We start from the raw sequence: 16,533 nt of genomic DNA, 5'->3' as shown, positions 1-16,533 counted from the left end.
TCCATTACCAGAACACGTGGTGAGACCATCTTCATCAACCGCTTTGCAGACTCGAAGATGGCTATAGTGGCGGGCGAAGCTAACCCTACTCGAAGGAAATAGCCGTTCCGGCTGTAGGAAATTTCTCGCTGCAATTAATGGCTGATTACAGATGACATTACGCTTTGAGACTTTGTCTGAACGGTATCTCTGTAGGGACACGCACACTCTTCTGCGAAGAAAGAAACTCGGCTCAACGCCCTTTGGTCACTCAACCCGCGAGCAATAAGGCAGTGCTGTCGCGGAGCGTTAAACGGCATAGCGCTGGTGCATTCGAAGCTTGTAACGTAGTCCGTGATCGAACGTGGGCTTATGGCCGCTAGCAGGCCATCATGAAAGGCAGCTTAGGGTCGATTGCTGCCGGTCAAGCGCAAGGTCAACGGCTTTATCGGTGATGGATTGGAACTACTAAACCAAAGAGTCTTTAAAACAAAGGCCTACAGCTAACCCAGCTTTAGCTCGTACCATTTATGTACCATCGGACTCCTTTCGATCCATACCTCCGCCCTGACTAGCCGCCTTAGGCATCAGGCAGATAACGACACAAAGCAGCCCCCGCGACGCATAGCGCCCCATTCGCGTGTGGCTGCTACTCGGCCAGGAGCTGCGTGATTTATACTGAATTCAGTAAACCCTCATCGTTAGGCTTTCAGAATGTATAAGCGTGCCGCAATCACTATACTGGCCTTTCTCATAGCACTCCCTTCAGCCTACTGGTTGCTTGGTGAAGCAGTTGTGATGTTTGAAATGGCTAGCACGGGAGCCAAATCAAGAGCTGAGTTAGCAGATGACTTTGGTCTTGGCTTACTGGTGCTCTTCGTTGTCATGCCAGGAGCCGTAATTGGTGCATTTATCACCGCGGCATTAGTGTGGCGGATAATGAGACCCAGAAGGGTGGGCTAAGTGATTAACACATCATCCCTGCCGGCTCGTTAACGCTAACGCTGAATTTCACTGGCAGCGTCCGCTTCTGGCCGACTGTAGCCGGTCGAGAAAGACCGAAACCAACCAATAACAGACATTTAAAGCAGGGCGCAATAAATCTGTCCCGTCCCGTCTGTGCCTTGGCTTTCCCTCGGTCCCGTTCCCTCAGATAGCGGCCCACCTAAACTCAGATTTTCAACAGCGTATCCGTGATTATTCCTGAAAAGGTCGTCTCCACCGGCCCGGTGAGAAAGACTGGTCCCACGCCATCCCATTGAACCGTTACAGCTCCCCCGTCACATTCAACCTCAACGCAATTGTCTAAAAAACCACGACGAATTCCATTGACCGCGGCGCCACAACAGCAGGAACCTGACCCCAGCGCAATGCCCCCTCCGCGCTCCCAAATACGCAACCGGATGTGCTCTGGGTCAATGATCTGGACGAAATGCACGTTTGTCCTGAGGGGAAACAAAGGGTTGGTTTCAATTACTGGTCCAATCGTCGCTATCTCAACGGCTGACAGGTCATCCACAAAATAGGTGCAGTGCGGATTTCCCATGCTACAAGCTGCTGGGTCACCGGCAAGTGGCAACACCGAAGTATCCATTTCAAGAGCCAGAGGAATATCCGACCAGTTGAAAAGCGGCTTTCCCATATTGACGGAAATGGCGCCGGTTGAAGTGCGTTCACAAGTCAGCAGGCCACGGTTGGTTCGCAGGGCTACCGACGTAATATCCGATTCGCGCATCAATATATCCGCCGCCCCCCGCGTTGCGCTGCCGCAAGCGTCCAGCGATGAGCCATCCGCATTCCAGAACATCAAGCGCGCATCTGCATCATCGCAATCGAGCATCACCGCGATTTGATTGAAGCCGATTCCTCGATTGCGATCCCCCAATAGCCCAGCCAAATTGCTTGCGATTGGATTGGGGGAAGTTCGCGAGTCTACGACAACGAAATCATCGCCATTGGCGTGCATTTTATGAAAACCCAGCGGCATAAATAGACCTGGCAGCGAGACATGATGCATTGAGGTTTTAGAGCGATCTATCCCTAGAGGAACACCCGCACGAACATTCCAGCCATAGACTCGAGAGCCCGTGGGTAGTCGCAGTCATGTTGCGGCAAGCATCAGATCCAGATTCTGCACCGCCGCTCCAGCGGCTCCCTTCCCCAGATTGTCAAACACTGCAGCCAACACAACCTGCCCCGTTTCATCATTTGCACACACCACCAATCGCAAACTATCAGTCCCGTTGAGCGCCTGAGGATCAAGGTGCGTCAACCCTTTGGCCTCCTGCATCGACATCACCTGTACATGGTCTGCATCGATGTAGTGCTGCGTAAGGCACGCATGCAGCCGCACCGCATCCACGCCCGGCGCCAACAACCGAAGTTGCAACGGTATGGTCAGCACGATCCCCTGCCGAAAAGCCCCATAGGCCGGCACAAACATCGGCCGCTCCATCAGACCGCTTTGCTGCTCAATCTCCGGAATATGTTTGTGTGCCAGCCCCAGGCCATAAACCTGAAACGCCGGCGCCTGTGATGCGCCCTCTCCCTCATGCTCTTGCACTCCGGCGCGCCCTTTTCCGGAATAGCCCGACACCGCATGAATGTTCGTCGGGAAGTCCCTGGGCAGTAGCCCGGCCTGCAGCAATGGGCGCAGGAGCCCTATCGCCCCCGTGGGATAGCAACCGGGATTGCTGACCCGCCGCGCCGTGGCGATGCGTTGGGCCTGCTGCGCGTCCATCTCGGCAAAACCATAGGTCCAGTCTGGATGAGTGCGGTGCGCCGAACTCGCATCGATCACCCGAACGGCGGGGTTTTCGATGCTCGCTACAGCGTCGCGGGCGGCTTCGTCGGGCAAGCAGAGAATCGCGATGTCGCAGGCGTTGATGATTTCGGCACGACGTTGCGGATCCTTGCGGTGTTCGGGGCTGAGGGTGATGAGCCGCAGATCGGTCCTGCCGCTTAAACGTTGGTGGATTTGCAACCCGGTGGTGCCTTGGTCGCCGTCGATGAATACAAGGGGGCTTGCCATGGAATGCTCTCGCACATAGGAAATCAGGAGCTCCAACCTTCAATCCGGGGCTAAGATAGGAAAAGTTGAATTTCCAAACGATGAAATTCAGTTTTTCTGAACAAGGAATGACTCATGCGCGAAATCAGCCTGGACCGTCTGCGCACGTTGGTGGCCATTGCCGACCTGGGTTCGTTTGCCGAGGCGGCCCGTGTGCTACACCTCGCGCCACCCACGGTCAGTTTGCATATCGCCGACCTGGAGTCGCGGGTTGGCGGCAAGCTGTTGTCGCGCACGCGTGGGCGCGTTCAGCCGTCGGCGATTGGAGAAACACTGGTGGAGCGCGCGCGGCGCCTGTTGGCGGATGCAGAGCAAGCGCTTGAGGACGTGCAGCGTCAGGTGCAGGGCTTGGCCGGGCGTGTGCGACTGGGTGCCTCCACCGGGGCGATCGCACAGCTGATGCCGCAAGCGTTGGAGACATTGAGCCAACGCCATCCCGCTATCGATGTGCAGGTCGCGGTGCTCACGTCGCAGGAAACATTGAAGAAGCTTGCCGAGGGCTCTTTGGAGATCGGTCTGGTCGCGCTGCCACAGACCCCGGTGAAGGGATTGCGGATCGAGCCCTGGCGGCGGGACCCGGTCATGGCTTTCTTGCCGGCACGCTGGGATTGCCCGGATGTGGTGAACCCTGGTTGGCTGGCCGCTCAGCCATTGATTCTGAATGACAACACCACTCGGCTTTCGCGCTTGACCTCGGAGTGGTTCGCCAGTGATGGACGACAGCCCACGCCGCGCATTCAACTGAACTACAACGATGCGATCAAAAGCCTGGTCGCGGCCGGTTATGGCGCGACGCTGTTGCCCCATGAAGCCTCCACGCCACTGCCCGATACCAGGATCGTCATGCGGCCATTACAGCCCTTGTTGTGGCGTGAACTCGGTATTGCCCACCGTGGTGGGGACGTCGAGCGGCCGACGCAACATGTGCTGGATGTGTTGTGGGGGTTGAGCGCGGGCTAGAGCAATGTTGTCGCTCTCGAACATTGCAGCCCTGAGATGTCCACGAAAGCCCGGTCGATTCACGCTGGGGCAGAAGCGGACACTTCGGATGTCCTCTCCAGGCGCTGCTGCCCGTCAAAGGCGGTGGGTTTTAATCTGGAGTCCTTCATCCTCGTCCGGCGCCCGAAAGTAGCGAGTGATCAGATCGAACTGCGCATCTGTCGCAGAAAACTCATGTTCGGCGCGGCGGTTGCGCCTATGCAACCGGCCTCGACATATGTCCTCGTCCACCTCAAGGTAGTGGACACAATGGGGAACCTCGGCTGAGTCAGCGAGGCTGCGCAACCATCGTCGATCTTCAGGTGTGTTGGCGGGAAAGTCCAAGACCACCGTCACGCCCGTATTGAGCATATCGATGACGAGCGGGCCCAGCACCTCTCTAATCTGACGTGACAGACGCACGTAATCGGTGACTGACTTGATCTGATCAGGGTAAAGCCGCGACAGCCAATTATCCTCACTCAGCAGGATCGCCGACTGTTCGGCTGCCAAGTTTTTGGCCAGCGTTGATTTACCGGATGCAATCTTGCCTGACATCAGATGAAGCACGGGTTTTGGCATAGGGGCGTCTCCTTGTCGAAGCCTGATGATGCTCATACAAAAGCGTCGAAGCAACCGCAGATACCTCACCTTGCGCTCCGGGTCGTTTTCAGCCGGTCGCGCTCGGCATTGCAGGCGCCCTGTGCCCATTGTCAGTCAGTAAGCGTACTCCCCAACTGCCCACTGTCGTACCCTTCCCATGTCGACAAACCCGAGGTTGCCATGGAAAACAGCCCAGCCCACACAATCATCGTCATCGGTGCCGGTATCGTCGGCGCTTCCCTGGCCTATCACCTGGCCACCCAGGGCGCGAAGGTCACCCTGATCGAGGCCCAGGATATCGCCTGCGGCGTAACCAAGACTTCATTCGCCTGGATCAACACCACCCATCCAGCCCCCGACCCGATTGGGCAATTACGTGGTGCAGCCATCCAGGAATATCACCGCCTCCAGGCCCAGCTCCCAGGGCTGGAGATCCGTTGGACTGGCGCCCTGACTTACGGCGCAGCACCTGTGCCTTCAGCCGGTCGCGTATGCCGTTCGCAGATTCTCGACCTTGAGCCCAACCTCAAGCATCCACCCGAACAAGCAACCTATGCCGCTGAAGAGGGTGCCCTGGATGCCGTGGCCGCCACCCACGTGTTGGTCAATGGTGCCCAGGCCCATGGGGCCACGGTGCTCACCCAGACTCAGGTGCTGGGCTTTGCCACTCAAGGTGATCAGGTAACGGGGGTCGAGACGCCAAGGGGGTTTATTGCGGCCGATGTGGTCGTGCTGGCCGCGGGCACAGGCACTGCGAAGCTGGCTGAGATGCTCGGCGCCGAGCTCCCAATCAACGCCTCCCCGGCGATTTTCATCCGCTACAAGACCCACACCAGCCTGGTAAAAACCTTGATCTCCAGCCCTGAAATGGAAGTTCGGCACGCTGCGGACGGTACGTTGCTGGCGGCAGAGGATTACCTGGACGACACCCTGGACAACCAGCCAATAGCGATTGCACGACGCACGGCGCAAGCGATCCAGAATGAACTCCAAGGCGTGGTCAGCATTGAGCCTGAACTGGCCTGCGTCGGGCTCAGGCCAATGCCGGCCGACGGCATTCCCATCATCGGTTACCTGCCACAGGTCGGCGGTGTGTACGTGTGCGCCATGCACCCTGGGGTGATGTTGGCGGCGGTGGTGGGACGTCTTGCCAGTGAAGAGATCATCGACGGCAAGGTATCCTCTGCGCTTGCTCCATGCCGTCCTGATCGATTTGTCCGTTGCCCTGCCACCTAGGGCAACACCGCATTCTTGAAGATCGGTTCGCTGTGCAGCACGCGAACGCCTTCCGGGCCGCTTTCAAGCAGCCGGCGCTCGCCACCCGCGTTGATCTGTCGTGAACATCAAATACCGGAGGTCCCTGCATGAGTCTGCCCACTATCCGCCTCGACACCTTGCTCACCGGCCGCGTGCAGCCATTCACCCGCCCAGGCACCCAGAGCGCCATCGATAAACAGCCGCAACAGGGCCAACTGAAGGTCTGCACCCTGGGCCTTCACGGCGACGAACAGGGCGACCTGCGCGTACATGGCGGGGTGGAAAAAGCCATTCACCACTACCCGCTCGAGCACTACGCCCGTTGGGCCGACGAATTGGGCGCTCATCCCTTGCTGACGCAGCCGGGGGCCTTTGGCGAGAACTTCAGTACCACCGGCTGGAGCGAGCATGACGTCTGCCTGGGCGATCGGATTCGGGTCGGGACGGCATTGCTCGAGGTGTCCCAGGGACGCATGCCGTGCTGGAAGCTCAGCGACCGCTTCGCCGTCGCCAACCTGGCCCTGCGCGTGCAGCAATCGGGCCGCACCGGCTGGTACTACCGGGTGCTGGAGGAAGGCGTGGTGAGCGCGGGCGATAGCCTGCAACGGGTCGAACGGCCCTTTGCCGACTGGTCACTGGCTCGCTTGTCCGCCGTGCTGTTCGACAAGCAAGTAGAGACCGAGTTGTTGCGCGAATGCCTGGCGCTGCCGCTGGTGCCGTCATGGCGGCGTACCCTGGAACGGCGCCTGGAAAAAGGCATGACCGAGGACTGGGGCCCGCGCCTGCAAGGTTGAAACGCAGCGCAAACACTGAGCTGCGTTGCCCCAGGCCAATAAATGTCTGGATAATGCCCAGCTCCCACGCCGATAAGGACATCCCCGCCAATGAAGTTGCCCACGCCTACGCTGCTGCTCGCCTCTGCCCTGCTGCTGCCGTCCCTGGCCCATGCCAGCGACGCCGCCTTGACCGACACGCTCAAGGCGTTCACCCAGTGTGACGCCCGTTTCTTCACCAGCCTGCACGCCCACGGCGACGCCTGGCAGGCCTATGCGCCGCTGGTGCGGGAGAAGAACACCACGTGGATCGCGGTTAAAAATCGCGCCAACGGCGAGGAAAATTCAGTGCTGGTCAGCGCCCCGCCGATCGCCGGCTTGAAGCTGTTGTCCTACTTCGACGAGAGCACCGACCTCGGCAAGTTGGGGCTCTACTATTACTGGGGTTTTGTGGTTGAAGGCGGTGTCGACGACGTCGCCAAACGCATCGCGCCACTGCTGGAACAACCTGGGTCGTTGCAAAAAAACAGCCCGGTGTACGTTCGCAGCGAGCTCAAGGTCGGCGACCAGTGGCAGGCCATGCCGCCCCAGCCCGGCTCCGCGCCCGGCACACGGCGGGTAGAGCGGGTGCTGCTGGTCGAGCCGGAGGGCAAACAGGGCACGCAATCGCGGGTCAGTTGTTCGCTGCAGGGTGGCGTGGACGGTGCGTTGCTCGCCCGCTTGCGTCCGGACATTGCACCGGCTGACTATCCTCGAACCGTGGCCGAAACTCATATCGACGATGTCCAGGTGCCGACCAGCGTGCTCCAGCGCCTTGATTCGCCGCTGCTGCAACCGAAGTTCAAGACGCTGACCTACACGTCCCAGTCCACCAAGGATGACGGCAGCAAGGATAGCCCGGTTTCCGAGACGTTCACTGCCCAGGGTGGCTTGCTGAAGAAGAAGGAGATCTACAGCGAGCGCTTCAACGTCGACCGCCTCACCCAGGCCGACCTGATCCAGTTGAAGTCGAAGATGAATGGCATAGGCGATGGGCGCGTACTGCTGACCCACGAAATCACGCTGGATATTCCGCCAACCTGGACCCCAGGCCAAACGCTGAGCGCGCGCATGACCATGGCCGATGTGCCGGCCAAGCCGACCGACACATCCCGCATCACGCCCTTGAACTGCGTGGTGGGCCAACGCTTTCCAGCGCGGCAGGTGTTTGCCAGCTTGACGGGCGACGCGATCAAACTGGAATGCGACCAGGGCGACTATAAAACCACGCGCGCGTTTATCGAGGACTTGGGGCTCGCCATGACCTTGGAGTCAACGTCGGACAAAATCCATTACGTGTATGAATACACCGCGCTGGATGTAGTGCGTTAACCCAGAGCCCAAGCGATCTGTGGTTAGGGTGATGACCTGTGGCGAGCGGGCTTGTCGGAACGCCGCATCGCCCGCGCTGGGCTGCGCAGCAGCCCCAAAATCAGCTACCTCGGATTATCTGGTAAAACTCGGAGTGTTTATTGGGGCTGCTGCGCAGCCCAGCGCGGGCGATGCGGCGTTCCGACAAGCCCGCTCGCCACAGGGGTTGTTCGCGCCTGATAAATGGCAGCGCGAGCCCGCTCGCCATACTGATATCATCCAGGCATTAACGCGCTGAGTAGAAAGCATGAACCGTCGTAAGAAACTCAACCAGATTTTGAAAGCCAACGCCAAGAAGGCCAATGCCAAATTGGCCCCCAAGAGCAAAGACAAGTACATCAGCAAGGCCGACCGGTTGAAACTGGAAGCCGAAGCTGCCCAGGACACGCCGATTGCCTCTGACACGCCCAGCTGATTCAGGGCACTCTAGGCCCGCACAGCAGTCTGTTCCCAGACACCCCACTCTCGCCCGGCGGAGCCTCCCATGATGATTGTTCACCACCTCAACAACTCACGCTCGCAGCGCATTCTCTGGCTGCTCGAAGAACTCGGCCTGCCCTACGCGCTCAAGTGCTATCAGCGCGACCCAAAAACCAACCTCGCGCCACCAGAGCTCAAGGCGATCAATGCGCTGGGCAAATCGCCGGTGCTTGAAGATGGCTCGCGTGTGGTGATCGAGTCCGGCGCCATTGTCGACTACCTGATCCGCCGCCATGGCCAGGGCCGCCTGCAACCGGACCCCGCCACAGCCGCCTACGACACCTACGTGCAATGGCTGCACTTCGCCGAAGGCTCGGCGATGCTGCCGCTGATGCTCAACCTGTATGTCGGCCGCCTGGGTGAAGCCGGCGCGCCATTGCATCCGCGGATCGAGTCGGAACTGGCCAATTACCTGGGTTACCTGAACAACGCCCTGGCGCAGTCACCGTACCTGCTGGGTGAGGAGCTGAGCGGCGCGGATATCCAGATGAGTTTTATTGGCGAAATCGCCAAGGCCCAGGGCAAGTTGCAGGCCTACCCGAACCTCGCGGCGTGGGTCCAGCGGTTCCAGGCCCGGCCGGCCTATCGCAAGGCGCTGGAACAGGGTGGGGAATATGCGTTTGCCAAGTAAACAGCCGGGTATTGAGTAAACGCCCGCCCTTAAATGACGGTCAGTTGCCTGGGGCCGTCATGTACTGGCTGAAATTGTTGATGTGATCATCCAGATTGTCTTCCAGCATCATCCGGTACTGGTCGCAGAAATACTTCAGCATCGCTTCCCGCGACTCGGCCATTTGTGCGCCGGACTTGAAGTTGCGCGCACTCGCCCAGGCATTGAAACGGGTCGTGCCGAACATCATCGAGGCGCTGACCTGGCCAAGGTTCTCGAGGGTTTTCAGTTGCTCGTTCGACAGCTCGATATGCGCATCGGCACGGTCGTAGAAGGCTTGGTCTGTAGCGTCTGGCATGCGGGTCACCTGGGTCGGAGGATGGCGTATTGGAGCATTTCTGAGGGTGGCGATCTACACCAGCAACTCGGTGATCCAGCGCACCTCCTGCGTCAGCTCCGCAACCTTCTGCTCAGGTAGCGCCTGTCGCGCCTCGGCCAATTGGTCCAGGGTCCGTTGCTTGTAGCGCAACAGGCGCTGCCACTTGCCCAGGAACGCCTCGCTGCGGGCCTGCATCTGCAGCGGGCCGAAGTACAGTTGCTCGGCGCTGTAGCTCACCGGCCCGCTGCGCTCGGCGACGATGATTTCATAGTCGAAGCGATTTTCCCGCAGCAGCTCCTCGCAGAGGATGCGGTAACCGTTGTCCATCAGCCACAGGCGCAGCGGTTGTTCGCCGCCGTTGGGTTGCAGGATCAGACGCTCCTGGCCGCTGAGGTACAGCTTGCCGCGCTCAAGAATGTCGCGGATGGTCTCGCCGCCCATGCCGCAGAGGCTGACCGTGTCGATCCGGTCTGCCGGCTCGATGGCCGCCAGGCCATCTGCCAGGCGCACGTGGATGTGCGATTCCTGGCCGTTGTCGCACACGGTCCGCTGGGCCGCGCGGAACGGGGTCAGCGCCACCTCGCCGGCCACTGCCGCGACGATGGCGCCCCGGTTCATCAACGCCACCGGCAGGTAGCCGTGATCCGAGCCGATATCAGCCAGGCGCGCACCGGCGGGTACCTGCGCCGCCACGCACTCCAGGCGCATGGACAATGTGTTTTGGTTCAACTGCTGTTCCTTTTCAAGGCACCGTTGGCCTCGCTGAGGGCCGCAGGGTAAAGCCTCGGCGCCCGCCAGGCCAGCGCCTTGTACAAGTCCACCGCATTGCCATAGGACGCGGCCTGCGCCTGGGCAATGGCCTGGCGCAGGCTGAGCAGGTCGCGCTGGCTCTGCTGCACCGACAAGTAACTGCCGGAACCTGCGCTGTAACGCCGCTGCGCGATATCCAGCGCCGTCTCCACATGCCGGGCCGATTGCACCAGGTTGAGCAGATGCCGCTGGTGTTCGGCCAGTTGGGTAATGGCGCCCTCCACTTCTTCCACGGCCACCAACAGCACCTGTTCGAAGTGTGCGGTCTCCCGTTGCGATAGGGCCTGGGCGCCGCGCAGGCGTGCACGCACCGTGCCCAGGTTGAGTGCCGGCCAGGTCAAGCCCGGGGTCAATTCGAAAGCCCGGGAGGCGCTGCCCAGATCCCCATCGCGCAAGGCGAAGAAGCCGATAAACCCACCCAGGTTCAAGCGCGGATACAGGTCGGCGGTGGCGGCGCCCACGTCCTCGACGCGCGCCGCCAGCAGCCGTTCGGCCTGCAGCACATCCGGTCGATTGCGGATCAACCGGTCGACATCCCCCAGCGGCAATTGCCGCGCCAGTGGCCCCGGCGCCAAGGGGTCGAGGTCGACGCTGAAACTGCCCGGGCGCTGCCCCGACAACACTTGCAGCCGGTAAAGGCTACGTTGCAGCTGGCTCTGCAAGGGCGCAATCGTCGCCTGGGCGCGCAGCGCATTGCCCCGGGCACTCTCCAACTCTTCTGGCAGGCCACTCCCGGCCTGGCTTTGCGCCTCGGTCAGGCCGACGGTCACTTGCCAACTGCGCACGGCATCATGTGCCAGTTGCAGTTGCTGGCGCTGGCCCTGCGCCGCGTAATAGGCATGGGCCACTTGTGCGGCGATGCTCAGTTGCACCTGTTCAAGGTCGGCCTGCGAGGCCTCGGCCCGTGATTGCGCGGCGCGGTTCAAGTGGTCGAGGCGACCGAACAGGTCCAGCTCCCATTGCAGGTCCAGGCCGGCACGCCACGACTCGGACAAGCTGCGGCTCGGCCGCGCGCCCGTCACCGGCTGCTGCTCCAGGCTGCGCTGGTACGCCGCCGTGCTGGTGACGGTCGGCAGGCGCTGCAACGCTTGCTCGTCGACGTACGCACGGGCCAACAGCAGGTTTGCCCGCGCTTGGCGCACATCGTGGTTGTGGGCCACGGCGCTCTCGATCAAGCGCGCCAGTTGGGCGTCGTCGAAGAAGGTCCACCAGGCGGCCAGCGGCTGCGCGGTTCCCTGGGCGAAGTCCTCGGCCTGCGGGCTGGCCAGCTGAATCGGCGCGATCTCGGGGGCGCGGTATTGCGGCCCCACCGAGCAGGCACCCAGGCAGGCCAGCGTCCCCAGCAACAACGGATAATGAATAAATATGTTCATGGGCGCACCTCGACATGCCCGGGCGCCAGGTGGCGTTCGGCATCCGCCAGTTGCCGCTGGCGCAGGCCCTGCACCCGATGATCGCGCGCCAACCAGGCATAGATAGTGGGAAGGACAAACAGCGTAAACAGCGTGCCAACCAGCATCCCGCAGACGATCACCACGCCCAGGCCAAAGCGACTATTGGCCCCGGCACCGTCGGCGAACAGCAGCGGCAATACGCCGAAGGTCATCGCCGCCGTGGTCATCAGCACCGGCCGCAAGCGGATCTGCGCGGCGCGGATAATTGCTTCGGCGCGGTCGAGGTGCTCGCGCACCTGGATCTCATTGGCAAACTCCACCATCAGGATCCCGTGTTTGCTGATCAGGCCAATCAAGGTCACGAGCCCGATCTGCGTGTAGATATTCAGCGTGGCCCAGCCCAGTGCCAGCGGGATCAGCGCGCCGCAAATGGATAACGGCACGGTGACCAGAATGATCAACGGATCGACCAGGCTTTCGTACTGCGCCGCGAGCACCAGATAGATCACCACCATCGCGGCGAGAAACGCCCATACCAGCGCACTGCCCTCCTGCACGTATTGGCGTGACTCGGACTGCCAGTCATGACTGAACCCCGGCGGCAGTTCGTCGGCCAGTTGCTCCAGCAGAGCCACCGCCTGCCCCTGGGAAACGCCGGGCGCCGGGATGGCCTGCAGGGTGCTGGCGTTCTGCTGATCGAACTGCAACAGGCGGTTCGGCGCCACCGTGATATCCAGATGCACCAGGGCCGACAGCGGGATCAACTGGCCGCCTTCGGTCCGCACATACTGGCGGGCCAGGGCCTGGGGGGTCAGGCGCTGTTCTTCGGTGCTTTGCGTAATCACATCATACGAGCGCCCATACAAGGCGAAGCGGTTGATGTACTGCTCGCCCACCAGCACCGCCAGCGAGTCGCCGATATCGCGCATGCCAATGCCCAGGCTCGCCGCCTTGGCCCGATCGACGCTGACTTTGACTACCGGATTGTTGTAGTCCAGGTCGCTGTCGACCACGGCAAACAGGCCGCTGTCACGGGCCCGCTGCTTGAGGGTTTCCATGGTCTGGTACAGCACCGGGTAATCCAGGGCGCTGCGCAGCACCATCTGCACCGGCAGGCCACCGCTGGAGCCGGGCAGCGAGGCGACCTGGAAGGCAAAGATGCTGCTGCCTTCGACCTCGCCCACGGCCTGCTGCAACTGGGCCTGGACCTGCTCGGCCGAACGCTCGCGGGCCTGCCAGGCGCTGAGGTTGATCCCGCCGAAACTGGCCGCCGGCCCGTCAGTGCCATTGATGATCCAGGTGTCGGTGGTTTCCGGCAGGCTCTCCATGATCCGGTTGAGCTTGCTCGCAAAGCGTTCCGCGTAGTCGAGGCTGGCGTATTGCGGGGCCTTGATGGCGGTCAATATCGCCGCCTGGTCCTCGGGAGGCGCCAGCTCGCGCTGGGGCAACGTGTACAACCACGGCAGACTCAGGCACACCAGCAAGGCAACGCCGCCGCTGATCCAGCGCCGCGCCAGGGAGTAACCCAGCACCCGGCCATAGGTCGCGGCCAGCCCGCCAAACACCCGTTCAGCCCACTTGGCCATGCGCCCTTCTTGCTGCCCAGGCTTGAGCAGCAGCGAGCTCATCACCGGCGACAAGGTCAAGGCGACCACGCCCGAGACCATCACCGCCCCCGCCAGGGTCAGGGCAAATTCGCGGAACAACGTGCCGGTCAGGCCGCCGATCAGGCCGATGGGCGCGTACACCGCCGCCAGCGTCAGGGTCATGGCAACCACCGGCCCGGCGATTTCGCGGGCGCCAACCAACGCCGCGGCCACCGGGGTCAGGCCTTCTTCGATATGCCGGTGGACGTTTTCCACCACCACAATGGCGTCGTCCACCACCAGGCCGATGGCCAGTACCATCGCCAGCAGGGTCAGCAGGTTGAGGCTGAAGCCGAAGAACAGCATCAAGGCCGCTGCCCCGAGCATCGACAACGGAATCGCCAGTACCGGGATCGCCACGCTGCGCAGCGAACCCAGGCACAGCCAGATCACCAGCACCACGATCAGCATGGCCTCCAGCAAGGTGTGCAGCACCTCCTCGATGGACGCCTCGATAAAGCGTGCGGTCTCGTAGGCCAGGGCGACGTTGACCCCAGGTGGCAGCGTCTGCTGGATTTGCGGCAGTAGTTGACGAATTCCATCGACGATCACCAGGGGGTTGCCCGACGGTGTGGGAAACAGCCCCAGATGCACCGCCGGACGGCCATTCATGGTGGCGCTGGTCTGGGTCGCCGCTGCGCCCAACTCCACGGTGCCCACATCGCGCAGGCGGACCAGGGCCGTGCCGTCATTGCGGATCACCAGGTCACGGAAGGCCTCGACACTGGTCAGGTCCGTGTCGATATGGATATCGGCCAGCACGAATTGGCCACGGATCTGCCCTGGCGTGGCCTGGTAGTTATTGCTGCGCACCGCTTGTGCCACATCGGCGGCGGTCACCCCGCGCCCGGCCATGCGATCGCTGTCCAGCCACAGGCGCATCGCCAGGTTCTGGCCGCCGAAGGTTTGCACCTTGGCGACCCCGTCGATCCCGGACAACTGCGGTTCGACCACCCGCGACAGGTAGTCGCTGAGCTCGGGAATCGACAGCGTGTCACTGGGAAACCCCACGTAGGCCACGGCGGTGGAGTCGCCGGCCGAGAGTTCGACCACCGGGTCGTAGGCATCATCGGGCAAGCGGTAACGCACTTGATTGACCTTGGCCATGGTCTCGGCCAACGCCAGGGTCGAGTCGCGGTTGAGGGTCATGCGCAGGGTAATCACGCTACGCCCCTGGACCGACGACGACGCCAGGTAATCGATACCCTCCACCGACGACACGGCCTGGGTGAGCGGTTGGGTGACAAAGCCTTGCATCAATTCGGCCGAGGCACCGGGGTATTCGGTGCTGACGGTGATGGTCGAGCTTTCCAGCAACGGGTACTGGCGCACCGGTAATTTGCCGAGGGCAAACAGGCCGGCGAGGACGATCAGGCTGCTGACGACCAGCGCCAGTACCGGGCGCCGTACAAAACTGTCGGTGAAGCTCATGAGGCGCGATTCCCTTCAACGTCCAACGTGTTTTGCTCGACCGCTTCGACGGGCATGCCGTCGCTGAGCTTGAGCTGCCCGGAAACCACCACCTGGTCGCCCAGTGCCAGGCCCGAGGTGATTTCCACCAGGCCCTGCCAGCGCTCCCCGGTGGTCACCTGCACGCGGCGCACACTCAAGGCGCCGGCCGGATCGGCGCTGGCGATAAACACGGTCTGCCCGTAGGCGGTGTAGGTGATGGCGGTTTCCGGCACCACCAGCACCGTGGGTGATTGCACCGCCGATAGACGCACGCTGGCGTACATCCCAGCCTGCAACTGCCCGCCCGGATTGGCCAGGGTGGCTTGCACCCGCACCGAGCGCGACTGGCCGATCAGCGGGTCGATGGCATTGATCTGCGCCAGGAAATGCTCGCCCGGCAAGGCATCCACCGTGAGCTGGGCGCTCTGGCCGACGCGCAAGCCAGGGGCCGCCTGTTCAGCCAGGGCAAAATTCACATGCAGGCGCTGGGCATCCACCAGGCTGGCGATGGCTTCCCCGGTCTGCAGGTACTGGCCTTGATGCACGCGGCGGATCCCCACCTGCCCGGCGAATGGCGCACGGATAGCTTTTTGCGCAATCAGCGCATCGACCTGTTGCAGCTCGCCCTTGGCCATGTCGAGGGCGGCGGTGGCGTTGTCCAGTTGTTCCTGGGTCGCAACATTCACGGCCGCAAGCTTTTTAAGGCGCAGGAACAGCGTCTGGGCATTGCGCAGTTGGGCGTGCAGGCGCAAACGGTCGGCCTGTTCGGGGGCGTCATTGAGTTGGACCAACAACTGCCCGGCCTTGACCCCTTGCCCGGATTCGAAGGCGATCCGCGTGATACGCCCGGCGGTTTCCGCCGCCACCTCTACCTGGTTGGCCGCCTCCAGTTCCCCGGCGGCAAAGGCCTGGCGAGGGGCCTCACCCTGGCGCACCTTGGCCAGCGCCACCTTGGCCACCGGCCACGCCGCTGCGGCCTGGGTTGAGGGTTGATTACCCCATAACGTGATAACCAGGGCCAGCACCGCTACCGCTGCCACGCCCCCGCCCACTAGCATCCTTCTGCCCATGCCCTGCTCCGCTCATTTGTGGTGTGTTCGCTGCCGCCCCACCCCGCACTGGCGATGGAAAGCGGTTGCAGCAAAGATCGGGCAGGACTATAAAACCTCAACTTAACTTGAGGGCAACACCCATGGCAGCAGAAAAGAACCCCGACGGTGTGCGCTCCCTCACCATCGGCGAGGTTGCCAGGCGCAGCGGCGTACCGATCTCCACCCTGCACTTCTACGAATCCAAGGGCTTGATCGCCAGCACGCGCAACGCTGGCAACCAACGACGCTTCCCGTCGCTGGTGCTGCGCAGCATCGCGATCATCAAGGTGGCGCAGCGCACCGGCATCCCCCTGGAAGAGATCAAGCGCGCCATGGGCCGCTATCCACCGAACAGCAAACTGACGGCCGCGCAATGGGGAGAAATGTCCTCGGCCTGGCGCGACAACCTCAACGAACGCATCCGCACCCTGGAAGCCCTGCGTGACAGCCTGGACAACTGCATCGGTTGCGGCTGCCTGTCACTCAACGACTGCCCCTTGCGCAACCCCAGCGACACCTTGGCCCAGGAAGGCCCGGGCCCAAGGATCCTCGAACGCGCCAGCCAGCGGATCTGAAATGCAATCTTCCAATCCCTGAAGAT

At 61.9% G+C, this 16,533-nt stretch carries 15 protein-coding genes; 7 read left to right on the top strand and 8 right to left on the bottom strand.

The window, feature by feature from the left end:
• Positions 1–1,150: 1,150 nt before the first annotated feature.
• Positions 1,151–1,966 (bottom strand): diaminopimelate epimerase, encoded by an 816-nt coding sequence (gene dapF, locus FIV38_RS02040; protein ID WP_070994538.1) that lies wholly within the window; start codon positions 1,964–1,966, stop codon positions 1,151–1,153.
• A 114-nt stretch (positions 1,967–2,080) separates the two neighbouring features.
• Positions 2,081–3,010, bottom strand: coding sequence for an N-acetyl-gamma-glutamyl-phosphate reductase (argC, locus tag FIV38_RS02035; protein WP_092231464.1), 930 nt, complete (start codon positions 3,008–3,010; stop codon positions 2,081–2,083).
• A 114-nt stretch (positions 3,011–3,124) separates the two neighbouring features.
• Between argC and FIV38_RS02030 the strand changes: the two genes are divergently transcribed.
• Positions 3,125–4,009 (top strand): LysR family transcriptional regulator, encoded by an 885-nt coding sequence (locus FIV38_RS02030; RefSeq protein WP_092231468.1) that lies wholly within the window; start codon positions 3,125–3,127, stop codon positions 4,007–4,009.
• A gap of 114 nt (positions 4,010–4,123) precedes the next feature.
• Here the strand turns inward: FIV38_RS02030 and FIV38_RS02025 are convergent, their stop codons facing one another.
• Complete coding sequence (locus tag FIV38_RS02025; RefSeq protein ID WP_070994541.1) at positions 4,124–4,609, bottom strand: P-loop nucleotide/nucleoside kinase family protein; 486 nt, start codon at positions 4,607–4,609, stop codon at positions 4,124–4,126.
• Positions 4,610–4,810: 201 nt separating this feature from the next.
• Here FIV38_RS02025 and FIV38_RS02020 point away from each other — a divergent pair, with 201 nt between their 5' ends.
• The 5 genes from FIV38_RS02020 (at position 4,811) to FIV38_RS02000 (ending at position 9,181) form a co-directional block, all read left to right on the top strand.
• Positions 4,811–5,866, top strand: a complete 1,056-nt coding sequence (locus FIV38_RS02020; protein ID WP_092231471.1) for an NAD(P)/FAD-dependent oxidoreductase — start codon at positions 4,811–4,813, stop codon at positions 5,864–5,866.
• Between the two features lie 128 nt (positions 5,867–5,994).
• Positions 5,995–6,681: an MOSC domain-containing protein gene (locus FIV38_RS02015; RefSeq protein WP_092231474.1), complete on the top strand. Its 687-nt coding sequence runs from the start codon at positions 5,995–5,997 to the stop codon at positions 6,679–6,681.
• A gap of 90 nt (positions 6,682–6,771) precedes the next feature.
• The gene (locus tag FIV38_RS02010) at positions 6,772–8,031 is read left to right on the top strand and encodes a hypothetical protein (RefSeq protein ID WP_092231477.1); all 1,260 of its coding nucleotides are present in this window, start codon (positions 6,772–6,774) and stop codon (positions 8,029–8,031) included.
• Positions 8,032–8,317: 286 nt separating this feature from the next.
• On the top strand, positions 8,318–8,485 hold the full coding sequence (locus FIV38_RS02005; protein WP_092231480.1) for a DUF2986 domain-containing protein: 168 nt from the start codon (positions 8,318–8,320) through the stop codon (positions 8,483–8,485).
• A gap of 69 nt (positions 8,486–8,554) precedes the next feature.
• Complete coding sequence (locus tag FIV38_RS02000) at positions 8,555–9,181, top strand: glutathione S-transferase family protein (RefSeq protein WP_092231483.1); 627 nt, start codon at positions 8,555–8,557, stop codon at positions 9,179–9,181.
• A gap of 40 nt (positions 9,182–9,221) precedes the next feature.
• Here FIV38_RS02000 and FIV38_RS01995 read toward each other — a convergent pair whose 3' ends face one another.
• The 5 genes from FIV38_RS01995 to FIV38_RS01975 are packed head-to-tail and all read right to left on the bottom strand — an operon-like array spanning position 9,222 to position 15,911.
• Positions 9,222–9,518, bottom strand: a complete 297-nt coding sequence (locus tag FIV38_RS01995) for a DUF3144 domain-containing protein (RefSeq protein ID WP_029294046.1) — start codon at positions 9,516–9,518, stop codon at positions 9,222–9,224.
• A gap of 54 nt (positions 9,519–9,572) precedes the next feature.
• Positions 9,573–10,268, bottom strand: a complete 696-nt coding sequence (locus FIV38_RS01990; protein WP_235860941.1) for a tRNA (adenine(22)-N(1))-methyltransferase — start codon at positions 10,266–10,268, stop codon at positions 9,573–9,575.
• Complete coding sequence (locus tag FIV38_RS01985; protein WP_092231484.1) at positions 10,265–11,722, bottom strand: efflux transporter outer membrane subunit; 1,458 nt, start codon at positions 11,720–11,722, stop codon at positions 10,265–10,267. Before FIV38_RS01985 ends, FIV38_RS01990 begins: the two co-directional genes overlap by 4 nt.
• Positions 11,719–14,820, bottom strand: a complete 3,102-nt coding sequence (locus tag FIV38_RS01980) for a MexW/MexI family multidrug efflux RND transporter permease subunit (protein WP_092231487.1) — start codon at positions 14,818–14,820, stop codon at positions 11,719–11,721. Before FIV38_RS01980 ends, FIV38_RS01985 begins: the two co-directional genes overlap by 4 nt.
• Positions 14,817–15,911, bottom strand: coding sequence for an efflux RND transporter periplasmic adaptor subunit (locus FIV38_RS01975; RefSeq protein WP_092231490.1), 1,095 nt, complete (start codon positions 15,909–15,911; stop codon positions 14,817–14,819). Before FIV38_RS01975 ends, FIV38_RS01980 begins: the two co-directional genes overlap by 4 nt.
• A gap of 122 nt (positions 15,912–16,033) precedes the next feature.
• Here FIV38_RS01975 and soxR point away from each other — a divergent pair, with 122 nt between their 5' ends.
• Positions 16,034–16,507 carry a redox-sensitive transcriptional activator SoxR gene (gene soxR, locus FIV38_RS01970; RefSeq protein ID WP_092231493.1) on the top strand — a complete coding sequence of 158 codons (474 nt, stop codon included), beginning with the start codon at positions 16,034–16,036 and terminating at the stop codon, positions 16,505–16,507.
• Positions 16,508–16,533 lie beyond the last annotated feature (26 nt).

Source organism: Pseudomonas proteolytica, assembly GCF_007858275.1.
GTDB classification, from domain to species: domain Bacteria; phylum Pseudomonadota; class Gammaproteobacteria; order Pseudomonadales; family Pseudomonadaceae; genus Aquipseudomonas; species Aquipseudomonas proteolytica.
This window is presented reverse-complemented; position numbering and strand designations above follow the sequence as displayed.

Excerpts from the sequence above, each read along its gene's own strand:
- FIV38_RS01985 (WP_092231484.1), bottom strand. The coding sequence starts at position 11,722 with ATGAACATATTTATTCATTATCCGTTGTTGCTGGGGACGCTGGCCTGC.
- argC (WP_092231464.1), bottom strand. The coding sequence starts at position 3,010 with ATGGCAAGCCCCCTTGTATTCATCGACGGCGACCAAGGCACCACCGGG.
- FIV38_RS01975 (WP_092231490.1), bottom strand. The coding sequence starts at position 15,911 with ATGGGCAGAAGGATGCTAGTGGGCGGGGGCGTGGCAGCGGTAGCGGTG.
- FIV38_RS01995 (WP_029294046.1), bottom strand. The coding sequence starts at position 9,518 with ATGCCAGACGCTACAGACCAAGCCTTCTACGACCGTGCCGATGCGCAT.
- FIV38_RS02025 (WP_070994541.1), bottom strand. The coding sequence starts at position 4,609 with ATGCCAAAACCCGTGCTTCATCTGATGTCAGGCAAGATTGCATCCGGT.
- FIV38_RS02010 (WP_092231477.1), top strand. The coding sequence starts at position 6,772 with ATGAAGTTGCCCACGCCTACGCTGCTGCTCGCCTCTGCCCTGCTGCTG.
- FIV38_RS02030 (WP_092231468.1), top strand. The coding sequence starts at position 3,125 with ATGCGCGAAATCAGCCTGGACCGTCTGCGCACGTTGGTGGCCATTGCC.
- FIV38_RS02015 (WP_092231474.1), top strand. The coding sequence starts at position 5,995 with ATGAGTCTGCCCACTATCCGCCTCGACACCTTGCTCACCGGCCGCGTG.
- dapF (WP_070994538.1), bottom strand. The coding sequence starts at position 1,966 with ATGCCGCTGGGTTTTCATAAAATGCACGCCAATGGCGATGATTTCGTT.
- soxR (WP_092231493.1), top strand. The coding sequence starts at position 16,034 with ATGGCAGCAGAAAAGAACCCCGACGGTGTGCGCTCCCTCACCATCGGC.
- FIV38_RS01980 (WP_092231487.1), bottom strand. The coding sequence starts at position 14,820 with ATGAGCTTCACCGACAGTTTTGTACGGCGCCCGGTACTGGCGCTGGTC.
- FIV38_RS02005 (WP_092231480.1), top strand. The coding sequence starts at position 8,318 with ATGAACCGTCGTAAGAAACTCAACCAGATTTTGAAAGCCAACGCCAAG.
- FIV38_RS02020 (WP_092231471.1), top strand. The coding sequence starts at position 4,811 with ATGGAAAACAGCCCAGCCCACACAATCATCGTCATCGGTGCCGGTATC.
- FIV38_RS02000 (WP_092231483.1), top strand. The coding sequence starts at position 8,555 with ATGATGATTGTTCACCACCTCAACAACTCACGCTCGCAGCGCATTCTC.